Here is a 15,069-nt window from a genome sequence, read left to right on the forward strand (position 1 = left end):
GCCTCGAAAATCGAGGCGTTTTTTGTGTTTTTAGGAGCGAAATTATTTAGAATGAAAAAAAATAAACGAAAAAGTGAAAAATTTATAATCTATAATGAACCTTTAATTAGAAAATAAAGAGTGATAAGCAAACCGATGAGAGACAGTCATTTAGGTAAAATTGGCATCTGTACAGTTGTACGGACAGGAATTTCTTATGCTTTAATTTAAATATAATTAATTGATTTTCAGTTATTTGTATTGAAAATAAATTTGTGAATTCAAAAAAATCATATTTACTTTGCAACCGAAAATTAAAAGCAACAGATTTTTAAGCTTTTAATAAAACAAACATTTTTTAAACAAAAATATAATGAGACACTTACAATACATACTAGAACAGTTTTCTACAGACAACGGACAAAATCCGATGGAGAAAGCATGTCGTCTTGGAAGTGATTTTGTGGAAAAAAGGTGCATATTATTTAGGGTCAGTTAGAAAACTGATACGTTAAAATATACAGCGCCTCCCAAAAAGAGGCGCTTTTTTTATGCGAATAAATTAATAATCTCATAGCTCAACTGGAAAGAGCGTCGGTCTACGGAACCGAAGGTTGAAAGTTCGAACCTTTCTGGGATTACAAAGATTCATGGAGAAAATCGGCTCCGACTGTCTCTCGGAACTGGTTTTTGAAGTGAATCTAAAAAATGTGATTGAATTTTTTGAATAATTAGTCACAAAACTCAAAGAAAAAGTTTGTCAAAGCGCAGAAGTTCTTTACAAACCAAACACAAAATGATAAGGCAAGCTTTTTCTTTTTATCAATTCAAAAATGCTCCATTAGCATAGAGGTTAGTGCATTCGGCTTTCTACCGAACGACAAGGGTTCGATTCCCTTATGGAGTACAAAAGATTTCGTAGCTCAATTGGTTAGAGCATTGGTCTGTTAAACCAAAGGTTAAAGGTTCGATTCCTTTCGAAATCGCAAAAACAATTAATTATTTCAGAAAAATAAAGTTTTGTCGAGCGCAGAAGTTCATCAACCAAACACAAAAAAAATAGACAAACTTTAGAAATGAGTAATAAGAAATGTGCAATAAGTAATGTTTAACGTGAAAAATTACTCATTACCCATAAATCGATGGTTCGCCGAAGTGGGAGAGTCGGGGCGGTCTGCAAAACCGTTGCGTAAGCTGAGTGGGTTCAAAATGTGAAACATTCGTGAATTCATATTTAAAATATATAAGTTATGAACAATCCCACAACCATCTCAAAAAATATTAGCAATAAATAATGTTTAACGTAAAAAATTACTCATTACCTATTATTTATTACTCATCATTGATTCATGGTGTAACAGGTAGCACACAAGGCTTTGACTCTTGTTGTTCAGGTTCGAAATGCGAAGCATTCGTGAATACATTAAAAAAAAAAATTTTCATGAACAATCCTGATGAATCAACAAAAAAAATTAAAACTAATAACCATGAAAGATACATTAAAATTAGTTCTGGTTGGCTTGATGTCTTTCGTTGCCATCGCCAGAAGTTGTGTGAAAACAACAACAAGAGTTGCTCATTTTTCAGAACCTGCTTTAATGGAAGCAAGATACATGAAAAATGCATCAAACCTAGAAAGAGAAGGTGAAAGTTCTATCAACGCTTTCAAAGTGGTGAAAACTGCAAAAGACTCGAAAGATGTTGTGGAAATCTCAAAAAAAATAACTGAAAAAGATAGTTTGAAAACAAATGTAAAACCAGTAAACGCTTATAGAAAATGAAAACATAGCATTTACAAAAATCAAAAACAATGGAAACTCAACGGGAAAAATGGCAAAATTTAAAAGGAAATGTCTTTAGCAAACCTATCGCGGAGTTGGTAGAAGAAACCATCATCCATGAAAAGGAAATCGGAAACGAAATTAGCGTTTGCATCGGCTCCGACTCTCATGTTTATGGGGATTTTATCAATTACGCAACAGCGATTGTATTCGTAAGAAAACGAAAAGGAGCATTTGCTTTTGTGAGAAAAGATAAAGTTTTACAAAAAATCAGCATCAAAGAAAGAATGCTAAATGAGGTGAATAAATCGGTAGAAATTGCCTATTTAATCAGTCCGATTTTGGAAAAATATGGTGTTGAAATGGAAGTTCACGCCGATATTAATACAGATGCCGATTATAAATCTAATGCCGCTTTGAAAGACGCAATGGGCTACATTCTTGGGATGGGCTACGCTTTTAAAGCAAAACCATTTGCCTTTGCAAGTACCAATTGTGCGGATTTGATGGTGTGAAAAAAGTTGGAAGATGGATGTATGAAGATTGAAGTTTTACAACATCCAACTTCTATTATTTATAATAATTACAGAAAGAAAAATGATTTTTAAAACATATAATTCAATGGAAAACGCTTACCAAACCAAAGTAATCGACCAGATTAAGATGCAAGGTTATGGACACGATGTTTTCATTGTACAAGAAAAGGTGCATGGCGCAAACTTATCTTTTTTCACTGATGGAAAGGAAATTAAGATTGCTAAAAGAACCGCTTTTATTGAAAAAGATGATAAGTTCTATAATGCACAGAAGATTTTAGAACGTTACAGAGAAAATGTTTTTTCGCTTTTTGAAAAGGTGAAAAGCATCCATCCCGACATTGAATCCGTTGTTATCTACGGAGAATTGTTCGGTGGAGGTTACAAACATAAAGAAGTAGAACCCGTTGTTGATGCAATAAAAGTTCAAAAAGGAGTTGATTATGCTCCGTATAATGAGTTTTATGCTTTCGATATTAAATTGAATGGTATTACTTACATGGATGTAGAAATTGCCAATTCAATTTTCGAAGAAACTGGATTTTTCTATGCGAAAACCTTGTTTCAAGGTACTTTTGAAGAAGCGTTGATGTTCTCTAATGTTTTCAATTCACATATTCCAACTTGGTTGGGTTTGCCAGAAATTGAAGATAATATATGCGAAGGAACTATCATAAAACCTATTAAAACCAGATATTTTGGAAACGGAGCGAGAGTTATCATTAAAAATAAAAATGAAAAATGGATTGAAAAATCCAAAATGGTAATCAGGAAAGATAAGGTTGTGAAAAAGCAAGTTTATTTGACTGATTCTGCTCAAAAAATTTGGGATGAAATTCAAAAATATATTAACGAAAACCGTTTGAATAACGTGTTGAGCAAAATTGGAGAATTTGAACCAATGATGGTAGGTAAAGTGATTGGAGCTTTCAATCAAGATGTCTTGGAAGATTTCAAAAAAGATTTTCCAGACGCTTTTTCTAGCATTGAGAAAGACGAAGTGAAAAGAATTTGCAAAAAATTGAATTCCATGGTCATTGATTTCATTAAAGAAGAACTGATGACTTCAAAAACTTAGTTTGATGAATATTAATCACCATGTCAAGGTTCAAAACCTTGATATGGTTTAATGAAAATTAAAAAAAATGAAAACAAATATATTTTTTACGGCAGACCATCATTTTGGTCATGCTAATATAATAAGGTTTACCAATCGGCCTTTCAAAGATTTGGACGAGATGAACGAAGAACTCATCAAACGGTGGAACGAAAAAGTCGGGAAAGAGGATTTCGTCTATCATTTAGGCGATGTAAGTTTAGGCAAACCAGATTTTACTAAGGAAGTTTTAGATCAACTCAATGGAAAAATTTTCCTAATAAAAGGTAATCATGAAGGTTCAACATTAACTTATCCTAAAAAATTTGAATGGATAAAGGATTATGCTGAAATCAGAGTTGAAGACGAAGATCAATCCAATGGCTATCAAAAAATTATTCTTTCTCATTACGCTATGAGAACTTGGAATGGCTCTCATCGAGGAACATGGCAATTATTTGGTCATTCTCACGGAACATTGTTCGATGATCCGGAAATGCTTTCCATTGATGTTGGAGTAGATTGCCATAATTTCTATCCTGTTAGTTATGAAGAAGTGAAAAAAATAATGAAGCATAAAACTTGGAAACCGCCCTTTGCGCCGAGGAATTAATTAAGATTTTATTGATTATTTATATTTTTCATAACAACCAAAGCTTTTGAAAATATTGCTAAATGAAATGCCTTTGCGAGCTTAATAACAGTAAAATATTAAAAAAATCCTTGCGGTCATTGCGTTAAAACTTTATTATGATATATAATAGATATTCATAAATTTTCAAAAAAAATTAAATTAATTTTTACTACGCAAATAGATTGCGCAATAAGGTTTTTACTTTGCAGAAGAAATTTGAGGGAGACATAAAAAATCCCAAATGTTTAACAAAAAAAACAGTACAAAAATGAAATTTAATTTTTTAAGAAAAGAAAACAAAGTAGTCCTAAACTACGAAGGTGCAAAAGCGTTCACCATGACTCCTGCCGAAGAATTGTATAGTGCTGTTGTTACAACAGGATTATCTAACACAACATACGAAAAAGGCAATGATAGATTGCAAAGAATTCAGAAACTAATCGAGAAAAACGACCCTGAATTTGTAGCTAAATTAGCAACTTACGCCAGAAAAGAAATGTATTTGCGTTCCATTCCATTGGTATTGACAGTGGAATTGGCAAAACAAGTTTCAGGAACCGATTTGGTGAGCAAAACAGTAGATAACGTCGTTTTAAGAGCCGATGAAATCACAGAACTTTTGGCGTATTACCAATTGGCAAACCAAAGAACAGAAACCAAAAAACTCAACAGACTTTCAAAACAAGTCCAAAAAGGTTTAGCGAAATCGTTCAACAAGTTTGACGAATACCAATTCGGAAAATACAACCGAAAAGCAGATGTTACCTTGAAAGACGCCTTGTTTTTGGTACACCCAAAAGCAAAAGACGATAACCAACAAACAATTTTCAACAAAATCGTTAACGATACGTTGGATACACCTTATACTTGGGAAGTAGAGCTTTCCGTTTTGGGTCAACAAAAATTTTCGAGCGATGCCGAAAAACAAATGGCTTTCAAAAACAAATGGGAAGAACTCATTTTCAGTAATAAGTTGGGTTATATGGCAACCTTGCGAAACCTAAGAAACATTTTGGAAGCAAAAGTTTCTTCGGATGCCATCTACAAAGTTTGCAATTATTTGTCCGACGAAAAAGCGGTGCGTAACTCAAAGCAGTTGCCATTCAGATTTTTGTCCGCTTATAGAGAACTGAAAGCGATAGATTCGCCTTACCTTTCCTCTATTTTGGAGGCGTTGGAAGATGCCGTTTTGGTAAGTGCCAAAAACATCAGAGGTTTTGACTTCGGTACATCCGTTGTTATCGGCGCCGATGTTTCCGGTTCTATGCAACAACCAGTTTCGCCAAAAAGCAAAATTTTGCTTTACGATATTGGTTTATTGATGTCAATGATTTTGCAATCACAATGCAAAAATGTGGTGACCGGTATGTTTGGAGACCGTTGGAAAAGAGTTCCGATGCCAAAAAATGGTATCTTGAGAAACGTCAACGAGTTCTACAAACGAGAAGGTGAAGTAGGTTATTCAACCAACGGTTATTTGGTGATTGACGATTTGATAAGTCGAAAAGAAAAAGTCGATAAAATCATGTTGTTTACCGATACCCAAATGTGGGATAGTTCAGGTACAGGTAATTCTTTTGAGAAATCATGGAACCGATACAAAGCGATTGTACCCAATGCGAAACTGTATATTTTCGATTTGGTAGGTTACGGAAAACAACCGTTAGATGTCAGAAAAAATGATGTATACCTAATCGCAGGTTGGTCTGACAAGATTTTCGATATTCTCAATGCATTAGAAGACCGAAAATCAGCCGTAGAAATTATCAAAAAAGTAGAGCTGTAAAAGGCTCTGCTTTTAAAACTATTTTTTTAGAAGCTATTTCCCGCTTGAAGTTTATACTGAGCGTAGTCGAAGTGCTGTATCTTTTTTGCCAACGCTTTTTTACAAAGCCATCGCAAAAAAAGGATGTCGCTTCAATCGGGGCTAAAACAAAAACACAAATAATGAAAAACCAACCGATGCCGTAAGAAAAGAAATCCTTCGACTTTTAATTGAAACATAGTCTTTTCGCAAATTGCTCGGTTTAATATAACCAATGTCGTATATAAGAGTTACTTCGATCAAACTACCAATTTTGAACACAAAATGTACTCTTATAGAATGTTACTTGGTTTTTTTTAAAAAAATACAACTACGTAAAAAGAATGCGTACTTCGATTATAAATTTGTCACAGAATTCAAAACAAGAACAATGAAACATTATAAATCATTTCATAAAGGAACGCTGTATTGAGGTTAAGCTCAATACTAATGAAAAATAACAAAAAATTAATGAAAGCTTTTGGAATCAATGAATATCAACTCATTGACTTTCCAAAAAAGATTTCAAACGTTAAAATCTCTAGAATTTTATACGGAGATAAAATGGGTTGTTCATGGTGTTTTCCACACGGAATTGAAACAATAAATTCGAAAGAAATAAAATTTCAAAAAAATTGGAAAAAATTCAGAAAAACTCGATGGAAAAAATAATAAACAAGTGCCGTAGACAAGCGTTACTTCGCTCACAACGACGGGGTCGCAGGTTCGAGCCCTGCCTTTTCCACTAAAATTTTCGGAAAAGTAGCTCAGATGGTAGAGCACGATAATACGCTTATCGACTATCGCCTTGTTTTTAAAAATAAATCAAGTGTTGTTTCAGAATCATACTTCGAGATTTGAACATTCGGTCGCAGGTTCGATTCCTGCCTTTTCCCTCGCAAAGGAGAAGTAGCTCAGTTGGTTAGAGCAAATGCACGAACGATTCTGGTATTATTACCTTGATTAAAAATAAAAGAGTGCCGTAGAAAAGGCTTACTTCACGGTATAATTTTGGTTCGAGTCCAATCCATTTCTTCGGAAATTGGGTAGCTTTTTTGAGTTTTGCCTCTTTTATCATAATATTATTTATTAAAAATTTTAAGCAAAATTTTGTCATATTCGTTTGGTTTTTATAACTTTAGTTAAATTAATAACAAAATATAATATGGGAAAATTTGTAATTTCAACAAGAAAAAATGGCGAGTTTAAGTTTAATCTAAAAGCTGGTAATGGCCAAACAATCCTTTCAAGTGAAGGGTATACAACAAGAGCTGCTTGCGAAAACGGAATTGAATCTGTAAAGAAAAATTCTGCTGATGATTCTAAATACGACAGAAAAACATCAAGCAACGACAAGTTTTATTTCAATTTAAAAGCGACCAATGGTCAAGTTATTGGAAGTAGTGAAATGTATGAGTCTTCGCAAGGAATGGAAAACGGTATTGAATCTGTAAAAAATAATGCTCCGAATGCGAGCGTAGAAGTTATTGAATAAATTTATTTAAAACATAATTTAGAAATGCTTCATGTGAATGAGGCGTTTTTATTTGGAAGAAATTTGGTTTTAAGCCTGTTTTTCTATGTTTACAATATAAAGGGTGCCGTAGAGAAAACTTACTTCGGTTAATCTTATGATTTTGGTTCAACTCCAAAAAATAGACAGAAATGTTTATAAATACAGTTTTTTCGAAATTTGCCTCTTTTTAAATTAAAGAAAATAAAAGTGTCGTAGAAAAAAGCTACTTCGTTACCATTTGAAGGGGAGGAATAATGCAGTCGGTAACTCCGGCAAGATTATCCGGTTCGATTCCGGCTTAACGTAGCCCCAATTGTTTTTTTTGCTTTTTACCTTTTATTTTCTAAAATTTCAATCCTTTCCAAAATATTGGAGAGGATTTTTTATTAATTTGAACTTAATTTCAGTCTTTATTTAGTGAGATATAGTTTGTAGATTTGTATATTGTAATAAATTGTTTACAGAGATTTTAATGTTTATAAAATACTGTAACCAAATTTACATTCTGGTTGTCTTTGATGCAATAAACTCAATTTTACGAAATCATGCTGAAAATATTTTTAAACTTTTTAATTTTTCTCATTACCGTTATTTTTTCTCAATTTTCTGGACAGTTTTATCAGATTTTACAAGTGGTAAAAACAGATGGTTATGAAGGTAAGAATTTTATTTTAGAAGGAAAAATATTTTATAATGACGAAATTTCAAATAACTCATGGGTTGTATTGAGTGCGCTTCCTCTAAATGAAAAAGGTATTGGAATAAGAAATATGCTTCATAATGAAAATGCGGGTACTTTTTACAAAAAAGGAGAGTGGAGTTTTTACGAATTGAAAGGGAAGCTCGATAAAAAAGCAAAAATGATGGCGGTAGGAGTTTCGGTTGCCGGAAAAGACAGTTATTATCTGGATGATTTCAAATTATATGTTTTGGATGGTAAAAATAAGATTGAAATTCCTTTAAAAAACAATGGTTTTGAAGAATCTTCTCTAAATTCTTGGCAGTCTTATACTATGGTTGAAGGTACTGAACTTTCAATTTCAAATGAAAAGTTTTTTTCTGGAAAAAATTCTTTGTTTATAGATAGTTCTAAAGCGATTACAAAGCCGAGTTTTGGAAACAACAAAGATATTGGAAAGTTTGTTGAGGTTAATGGAGTTAATCTATACTACGAAATTTATGGAGAAGGTGAGCCTTTATTGTTGCTTCACGGGAATAATTCTTCAATGGGAAGTTTTTACAACCAGATAGAAGCTTTAAGTAAAAAATATAAAGTAATTGGTTTAGATAGTAGAGGTCAAGGGAAATCTTCTTCGGATGATAAAAAGCTAAGCTACGAATTGATGGCTGAAGATGTAAACGCTTTCCTAGATAAACTAAATCTTCAAAATGTAAATATTCTTGGATGGAGCGACGGAGGAAATATTGCCGTGATTTTAGGAATGGAACATCCTGAGAAAGTAAAGAAAATGGCAATTATGGGAACTGTTTTGTACAATAATGAAACATCTGTTTTTCCTGAGATTAATAAAATTTTGAACCAACAAGTAAAAGAAATGAAAGATAAAGGAGTCTCTGAAAATGATATGGATTATCGTTTGAAGAAGCTTCTTCTAACGGAACCGAATATCAACCCTGAAAATTTAAGAAAAATAAAAGCCCCAACTTTAGTAATGGCGGGCGAACATGATTTAATTCTTGAAAAACATACCCAATTAATTGCGGATAAAATTCCGAGTTCAAAATTGCTAATTTTTAAAGGAGGTGATCACGAAGCACCTGCAAAAATGCCTGAACAATTCAATAATGCAGTTATTAATTTTTTCGGAAAAATATAAAGGGTCTATTATTTCAATTGGAGAAAAAAGATGAGCTTTTCTCTTTTCTCTAAAATTTCAATCCTTTACAAAATATTGGAGAGGATTTTTTTACGACATAACTAAAGGCTTGTTTTTTGAGGTTTTTGGCTTTATTCATTTACAAGACATACCTTTGCAAAGCATGGAAAATTCTTTCAAACTTTTCGATTTTTCTCAGAAAATCAATTATAAAAACGAAATTTTAGCAGGTCTTACTGTCGCTATGACGATGATTCCTGAATCTCTTTCCTTCGCTATTTTGGCGGGGTTGTCGCCTTTAACGGGGCTTTACGCTGCGTTTATCATGGGTTTGGTAACGGCAATTTTTGGTGGCCGCCCCGGAATGGTTTCTGGTGGAGCAGGAGCAACCATTGTAGTATTGATTGCATTAATAAAATCGTATGGAGTAGAATATCTTTTTGCTACCGTTATTTTGGCGGGTCTTTTACAAATTTTTGTAGGCGTTTTTAAACTTGGAAAATTTGTGAGGCTCATTCCGCAACCGGTTATGTATGGTTTTTTGAACGGTTTAGCGGTCATTATTTTTATGGCACAAGTTGAACAATTTAAAACCATCGATGTAAACGGTGTTTCAGGATGGCTACAAGGTTCTGCTTTGTATATTATGGCGGGATTAACGGCTTTAACGATTGCTATCGTGTACGTTTTTCCTAAAATTACAAAAGTAATTCCGGCTTCTTTGGTGGCTATTTTGGTGGTTTTCGGAATTGTTTTAGGTTTCGGAATTAATACCAAAACTGTTGCCGATATCGCCAATGTAAGCGGAACTTTACCCACTTTTCATATTCCAGAGTTACCTTTTACTTTAGAAACTTTAAAAATTATTTTTCCGTATGCTTTGGTAATGGCGGGTGTTGGTTTAATAGAATCCCTTCTTACATTATCGATGGTGGATGAGATTACTGCGACAAAAGGAAATACCAACAGAGAATCTATTGCACAAGGTTTTGCGAATATTTCGAATGGGTTCTTTGGCGGAATGGGAGGCTGCGCAATGATTGCGCAAACTTTGGTAAATCTTAATTCGGGCTCTAGAGCAAGACTTTCGGCGGTTATAGGTTCGCTCACTATTTTACTTATTATTTTAGTTGGAGCACCATTTATTGAAAAAATTCCGATGGCTGCACTGGTGGGAGTAATGATGATGGTGGCGATTGGTACTTTTCAATGGGTGTCATTTAAAATTGTCAATAAAATGCCAAAATCGGATATTTTTGTAGGAATTACCGTTACCTTGATTACTGTTTTCTTGCATAATTTGGCTTTGGCGGTTTTGGTAGGCGTTATTATTTCTGCTTTGGTTTTCGCTTGGGATAATGCTAAAAGAATTAGAGCAAGAAAATATGTTGATGATGATGGCGTAAAGCATTACGAGATTTTTGGACCGCTATTTTTTGGTTCCGTGGCTTCTTTTAATGATAAATTTGATCCTGAAAATGATCCGAAAGAAGTAATTATCGATTTTCAAGAAAGTAGAATTGTCGATATGAGTGCCATTGATGCTTTAGATAAATTGTCTAAAAGATATACGCAACTTGGAAAAACATTGCATTTAAAACATTTAAGCGAAGATTGTCGGAAAGTGCTGAGAAATGCAGAAGCCATTATTGAAGTTAATATTCACGAAGATCCAACGTATAAAGTGATGGCAAAAAGAGGATTTTAAAAATTCTCTATTTTTAGATATTAAATAGAAAAGGTTTTACGCTATGTAAAACCTTTTTTTTTGTGTTTAAGTGAGAGGGAATTTATTTATATTTCATCAGTAGATTCATTTTTCTGCGGGTTTGAAAAGAAACCTTATACGCTATTTCTCTTATTTTTTGAATTTTTCCGACTGGTCTAAAGATGTCGAGATTTTCAAAAGGATTAAACGAAAGCAGTTCGTTGTCGCAAAGACTGGGGTTTTGTACAGCGTTTTTGTTAAATTTTACTTCACCAATTTTAATGGTGGCTGAGTTTTTCCACTCTTTATGAAGTAGATTGATGGGTTGATCTTTAAGATTATAGCATATCTTAATCAAAACATCGGCTGTGTATTCGTTGTCTTTCAAAAAAGATCTTATTTGTTTTCTTTTGTTACTTTTTTTTAGGAATTTACGGGGTGTGTTTTGCGGCTTTAATTTAATTTTAACCATCTTATCATCAAATCTATAGGCTCCGACAGAGTAAAAATTGTGCGAGAGAATAAAGTCATTTCTTTTTTTTACAAAACGAAAAAAATATCGAAGAAAGGAAAGATTGAAAATTGAAGGTACAACGTGATAGGCACTAAATAGTAGTGGAATAATAGATTTTATTTTTTTGATATAAAAACGATTGATATTGGTAAAAAGTTTTAAAAATACCGAAACCGAATTGATAGGAAGTAAAGGGAAGTTTACCAACGGATAATTGGCAATTGTTCTTCCCGAATCGTCTTTTATCTTAAATGCAAAACCATAAGCCGGGAAAGGGTTTTGTTTTCTACTGATTTTGAAGTTGGCATTCGAAATTCGGGCAATAATTTCGTAGTTTTCTTTATCGAAAATGTATTTTATATCATCTTGTAGATCGGGATTTATGTGAAACTCGCCTTTTAATACAGCATGAGCTTTAGAGTGTACATTTCGCGTGGCATAGTTCACATCACTTATTTCCGCAGATTGCTCTACAAACTCTTCGATGCTTTTTTTTGCTTCTTCTAGTAAAGTTTTTTCATCGTAAGAAAGTTGGTCAAAACTTTTATTGTATTTTAAGTGATTTAGCATAAATAATAATTACCCAATGATAACCCCAAGTTTTTAAATGTACATTAAGAGAATATTAAAAAATTTTTAATGTTTGGTATACTTGATTGTGATGCATTGAAAATGAGTGTTTTTCTGCAATGAAATTTATATTTTAAAAAGCTAATATTGCTTAAAACTTATTACCAGTTGCTCATCGTGTATTGCATATAATTAAAACTTATCTTTGCAAAAAAATACTATGGGAGTAGCAGATATTTTAAAAAGAAGAAAGAAAGAACTTGCCGAGAAAAACTTGAAAGAAGGGCAAGAATACATGGAAGAATACGGTAAAAGAGAAACCGTGGTAAAATTACCAAGCGGCTTGTTTTACGAAGTAATTACTGAAGGTGATGGTGCAAAACCAGGTCCAAAATCTACTGTGAAATGTCATTACCACGGAACTACAATTACAGGGAAAGTTTTTGATAGCTCTGTAAAAAGAGGAACTCCAGCTTCTTTTCCTTTAAATAGAGTGATTACGGGTTGGACAGAAGGTCTTCAGTACATGACGGTTGGAAGTAAATACAGATTTATCATTCCACCACATTTGGCGTATGGAGATCAAGAAATCAGCAAAGAAATTGGTCCAAACAGTACCCTAATTTTTGAGGTCGAATTGTTAGGAATCAAATAAATGTTAGAGCAAAAGCATGTAAAGCATGCTTTTATTTTTTAAATTAAATGTAATAAAATTTGTTACATTAAAAAAATATGTATCTTTGCAAAAGAAAATGAACAATACAAGATTTGCTACTGCGATACACATCATGACTATTCTGGCTAAAAGTCCGGGAGAGTGGCTTACGTCTGATTGGATTGCGGGTAGCATCAATATCAATCCTGTGATTGTTCGAAAAGAATTAAGCGTTCTTCGTGAAAACGGATTAGTTATTAGCAGGCAAGGAAAAGAAGGCGGTTGCCAAATTGGGATGAATCCTTCAAATATTAGAATTTCTGATATTTATGTTGCTGTAAAAAATTCTGAAGTTTTGGGTAAAAAAAATCAAAATCCTAACCCAATTTGTAACATAGGAAAAGATATTAATGCAAACTTGAAACATTTGTTTAACGAAACAGATCAGCTTGTTATAGATTTCTTAAGCCAAAAAAATCTAAACGATTTTGCCAATCAGTTTAAGTAAAAATTTTTTTGAAATAAAATGTAACAAAAAATATTACAATTTAAATTATAAAATAGAATATTATGAGTAAAAAAGTAGCCGTAATTGGTGCAACAGGTTTTGTAGGAAAACAAGTAGTAAACGAATTATCAAACAGAGGGTATCAAGTGGAGGCTTTCGCAAGAGATATTACGAAAGTAGAAGCTAAAGAAAATGTGGTTGCAAAAAGTATTGATGTGAATAATATTGATGAATTAGCAGAAGCTTTGAAAGGAAACGATGCTATAATCAGTACTTTCAACGCTGGATGGACAAATCCTAATTTATATGACGACTTCTTAAACGGTTCTTTAAATATCGAAAAGGCTGTAGAAAATTCAGGTGTAAAAAGATTTATTACGGTTGGTGGAGCAGGAAGTTTATACATCGACGGAAATCAGTTGGTAGACGGACCAGATTTTCCTGCGGAAATTAAACCGGGTGCAACTGCTGCAAGAGATTATCTGAATAAAATTAAAGAAAATACAACGTTGGATTGGACATTCTTTAGCCCTGCAATCGAAATGCACCAAGGAACAGCTGGTGTAAGAGTAGGAAAATACAGAACCGCTCTTGAAAATCCAGTTTTTAATGAAGAAGGAAGAAGTGTTCTTTCTGTAGAAGATGTTGCCGTTGTTTTGGTGGATGAGTTGGAGCAGAATAATCACATCCGTGAAAGATTTACAGCAGCTTACTAAGTTTTTTTTAAAATTACATACTTTTAAAGTGAAAGTAAAAATGTTTCGGCTCGCCGTAGGCGAGCCGAAACATTTTCATAATGAACAAGTTATAAAAATAATATTTCTAATAATTTTCGGCGGAGCCAAAGGCTCCGCCGAAAATTCAATATCTCAAAACTATAAAGTCATAAATAATTTAGGATTTACAGGAGTATTATTTTTGTGTACTTCATAATGAAGGTGTGGTCCTGTAGAACGGCCAGAATTTCCAGATTTTGCAATTACTTGTCCTACTTTTACTTTGTCGTTTGCTTTTACCACAAGCTGAGAAAGATGTCCGTACAAAGTAGCTAAACCATTACCGTGGGAAACAATCACACAATTTCCGTATCCGCCTTTTTGTCCGGAAAAAATTACTGTTCCGGCTGCAGTTGCGATTACATCAGAGCCGAAAGCGACAGCAATGTCCAGCCCTTTATGAAACTGCATTTGGTCTGCTTCAGCAGGTGCATTATTTTTTTCAATTGGTTTTGTAGCCACTGTTGAGGTTGTAGTGGGAGCTGTATTAGAGGCAACAGTAGTTTTGGGAGTAACCATTACCTTCACTTCTCTTTTATTTCCATTGTCGTCTGTAATTTCAATAGTTCTTTCTACAGGTTCTGCTTTAATTTCTGGCGACGGAGTAGTAACAGCAGCGGTTGCAGCAGGTTTTGTTGCAGAAACAGAAGCTAAAACTCTCTTAAAAGGAATCGGGTTCTTTCTTACCCCGAAATTTGAAGAAATATATCCGTCAGTTGGCATTCCTAGAGGAACTTGCTGGAGTTTTATCTGCAAATCCATAAGATATTGGCTGTATCTGTTTGCTTTTTTTGAAAGATAAACCGAGTTAGAAATACTGTCTTTATCAAGTACTTCAAGTCTGCCGTTTACAATATTTTTTGATTTTAAAAAAGAATTTAGTTCAGACACGGTTTGGTCTACAATTCCGAGGTCGTTTTTCATCTTTAAAAAATCTACACTGTCTTTCTCAGTATTTATTTTTACTAGATTTACCTCGTAAGTCTTGTCGTCTTTTTGGTTAAATAGTTTTGCAATCATCACGCTTTGCCCAAAAACAATCAATAAAAGTATTCCAATCAATACGGTTACTTTTTTTCTGTTGGCTAAAAAATTCTTCATTTTCTTTCTCTTTGAAGCTGTTTAAACTTTAAGGGTGCAAATTTACTCAAAAT

13 protein-coding genes and 4 tRNA genes are annotated in these 15,069 nt (G+C 33.3%); 15 read left to right on the forward strand and 2 right to left on the reverse strand.

Going from position 1 to position 15,069, the window contains the following annotated elements:
- Positions 1 to 546 precede the first annotated feature (546 nt).
- The 12 genes from AC2A1D_RS12980 (at position 547) to AC2A1D_RS13035 (ending at position 10,892) form a co-directional block, all read left to right on the forward strand.
- A tRNA-Arg gene (locus tag AC2A1D_RS12980) sits at positions 547 to 620 on the forward strand.
- Positions 621 to 814: 194 nt separating this feature from the next.
- Positions 815 to 886, forward strand: a tRNA-Glu gene (locus AC2A1D_RS12985).
- A 5-nt stretch (positions 887 to 891) separates the two neighbouring features.
- Positions 892 to 965 (forward strand) — tRNA-Asn (locus tag AC2A1D_RS12990).
- Positions 966 to 1,466: 501 nt separating this feature from the next.
- Positions 1,467 to 1,760 carry a hypothetical protein gene (locus AC2A1D_RS12995; protein ID WP_484044015.1) on the forward strand — a complete coding sequence of 98 codons (294 nt, stop codon included), beginning with the start codon at positions 1,467 to 1,469 and terminating at the stop codon, positions 1,758 to 1,760.
- Positions 1,761 to 1,789: 29 nt separating this feature from the next.
- Entirely contained in the window at positions 1,790 to 2,275 is a 486-nt protein-coding gene (locus tag AC2A1D_RS13000; RefSeq protein ID WP_484044016.1) for a ribonuclease H-like YkuK family protein, read from the forward strand.
- A 106-nt stretch (positions 2,276 to 2,381) separates the two neighbouring features.
- Positions 2,382 to 3,374 (forward strand): RNA ligase family protein, encoded by a 993-nt coding sequence (locus AC2A1D_RS13005; RefSeq protein WP_484044017.1) that lies wholly within the window; start codon positions 2,382 to 2,384, stop codon positions 3,372 to 3,374.
- 67 nt (positions 3,375 to 3,441) lie between these two features.
- Complete coding sequence (locus tag AC2A1D_RS13010) at positions 3,442 to 4,005, forward strand: metallophosphoesterase (RefSeq protein ID WP_484044018.1); 564 nt, start codon at positions 3,442 to 3,444, stop codon at positions 4,003 to 4,005.
- A gap of 289 nt (positions 4,006 to 4,294) precedes the next feature.
- Positions 4,295 to 5,812 carry a TROVE domain-containing protein gene (locus tag AC2A1D_RS13015; RefSeq protein WP_484044019.1) on the forward strand — a complete coding sequence of 506 codons (1,518 nt, stop codon included), beginning with the start codon at positions 4,295 to 4,297 and terminating at the stop codon, positions 5,810 to 5,812.
- A gap of 774 nt (positions 5,813 to 6,586) precedes the next feature.
- Positions 6,587 to 6,726 (forward strand) — tRNA-OTHER (locus AC2A1D_RS13020).
- A gap of 269 nt (positions 6,727 to 6,995) precedes the next feature.
- Positions 6,996 to 7,325 carry a YegP family protein gene (locus tag AC2A1D_RS13025; protein WP_484044020.1) on the forward strand — a complete coding sequence of 110 codons (330 nt, stop codon included), beginning with the start codon at positions 6,996 to 6,998 and terminating at the stop codon, positions 7,323 to 7,325.
- A gap of 566 nt (positions 7,326 to 7,891) precedes the next feature.
- Positions 7,892 to 9,184, forward strand: coding sequence for an alpha/beta fold hydrolase (locus AC2A1D_RS13030; protein ID WP_484044022.1), 1,293 nt, complete (start codon positions 7,892 to 7,894; stop codon positions 9,182 to 9,184).
- 163 nt (positions 9,185 to 9,347) lie between these two features.
- Positions 9,348 to 10,892, forward strand: a complete 1,545-nt coding sequence (locus AC2A1D_RS13035; RefSeq protein WP_484044023.1) for a SulP family inorganic anion transporter — start codon at positions 9,348 to 9,350, stop codon at positions 10,890 to 10,892.
- A gap of 82 nt (positions 10,893 to 10,974) precedes the next feature.
- Here AC2A1D_RS13035 and AC2A1D_RS13040 read toward each other — a convergent pair whose 3' ends face one another.
- Positions 10,975 to 11,976: a catalase family protein gene (locus tag AC2A1D_RS13040; protein ID WP_484044024.1), complete on the reverse strand. Its 1,002-nt coding sequence runs from the start codon at positions 11,974 to 11,976 to the stop codon at positions 10,975 to 10,977.
- Positions 11,977 to 12,196: 220 nt separating this feature from the next.
- Between AC2A1D_RS13040 and AC2A1D_RS13045 the strand changes: the two genes are divergently transcribed.
- The 3 genes from AC2A1D_RS13045 to AC2A1D_RS13055 all read left to right on the forward strand — a co-directional run bounded on the left by AC2A1D_RS13045 (position 12,197) and on the right by AC2A1D_RS13055 (position 13,855).
- On the forward strand, positions 12,197 to 12,631 hold the full coding sequence (locus AC2A1D_RS13045) for an FKBP-type peptidyl-prolyl cis-trans isomerase (protein WP_484044025.1): 435 nt from the start codon (positions 12,197 to 12,199) through the stop codon (positions 12,629 to 12,631).
- A gap of 97 nt (positions 12,632 to 12,728) precedes the next feature.
- Positions 12,729 to 13,139 (forward strand): Rrf2 family transcriptional regulator, encoded by a 411-nt coding sequence (locus tag AC2A1D_RS13050; protein ID WP_484044026.1) that lies wholly within the window; start codon positions 12,729 to 12,731, stop codon positions 13,137 to 13,139.
- A 62-nt stretch (positions 13,140 to 13,201) separates the two neighbouring features.
- Complete coding sequence (locus AC2A1D_RS13055) at positions 13,202 to 13,855, forward strand: NAD(P)-dependent oxidoreductase (protein WP_484044027.1); 654 nt, start codon at positions 13,202 to 13,204, stop codon at positions 13,853 to 13,855.
- A 159-nt stretch (positions 13,856 to 14,014) separates the two neighbouring features.
- Here the strand turns inward: AC2A1D_RS13055 and AC2A1D_RS13060 are convergent, their stop codons facing one another.
- A complete protein-coding gene (locus AC2A1D_RS13060; protein ID WP_484044028.1) occupies positions 14,015 to 15,016 on the reverse strand; it encodes a M23 family metallopeptidase in 1,002 nt (333 codons plus the stop codon).
- Positions 15,017 to 15,069 lie beyond the last annotated feature (53 nt).

It is taken from the genome of Chryseobacterium sp. HNCC26DJ239 (genome assembly GCF_057180445.1).

What these genes read in the sequence shown, in the direction of transcription:
- AC2A1D_RS12995 (WP_484044015.1), top strand. Translation starts at nt 1,467, where the DNA reads ATGAAAGATACATTAAAATTAGTTCTGGTTGGCTTGATGTCTTTCGTT.
- AC2A1D_RS13005 (WP_484044017.1), top strand. Translation starts at nt 2,382, where the DNA reads ATGGAAAACGCTTACCAAACCAAAGTAATCGACCAGATTAAGATGCAA.
- AC2A1D_RS13015 (WP_484044019.1), top strand. Translation starts at nt 4,295, where the DNA reads ATGAAATTTAATTTTTTAAGAAAAGAAAACAAAGTAGTCCTAAACTAC.
- AC2A1D_RS13030 (WP_484044022.1), top strand. Translation starts at nt 7,892, where the DNA reads ATGCTGAAAATATTTTTAAACTTTTTAATTTTTCTCATTACCGTTATT.
- AC2A1D_RS13050 (WP_484044026.1), top strand. Translation starts at nt 12,729, where the DNA reads ATGAACAATACAAGATTTGCTACTGCGATACACATCATGACTATTCTG.
- AC2A1D_RS13045 (WP_484044025.1), top strand. Translation starts at nt 12,197, where the DNA reads ATGGGAGTAGCAGATATTTTAAAAAGAAGAAAGAAAGAACTTGCCGAG.
- AC2A1D_RS13035 (WP_484044023.1), top strand. Translation starts at nt 9,348, where the DNA reads ATGGAAAATTCTTTCAAACTTTTCGATTTTTCTCAGAAAATCAATTAT.
- AC2A1D_RS13010 (WP_484044018.1), top strand. Translation starts at nt 3,442, where the DNA reads ATGAAAACAAATATATTTTTTACGGCAGACCATCATTTTGGTCATGCT.
- AC2A1D_RS13060 (WP_484044028.1), bottom strand. Translation starts at nt 15,016, where the DNA reads ATGAAGAATTTTTTAGCCAACAGAAAAAAAGTAACCGTATTGATTGGA.
- AC2A1D_RS13000 (WP_484044016.1), top strand. Translation starts at nt 1,790, where the DNA reads ATGGAAACTCAACGGGAAAAATGGCAAAATTTAAAAGGAAATGTCTTT.
- AC2A1D_RS13025 (WP_484044020.1), top strand. Translation starts at nt 6,996, where the DNA reads ATGGGAAAATTTGTAATTTCAACAAGAAAAAATGGCGAGTTTAAGTTT.
- AC2A1D_RS13040 (WP_484044024.1), bottom strand. Translation starts at nt 11,976, where the DNA reads ATGCTAAATCACTTAAAATACAATAAAAGTTTTGACCAACTTTCTTAC.
- AC2A1D_RS13055 (WP_484044027.1), top strand. Translation starts at nt 13,202, where the DNA reads ATGAGTAAAAAAGTAGCCGTAATTGGTGCAACAGGTTTTGTAGGAAAA.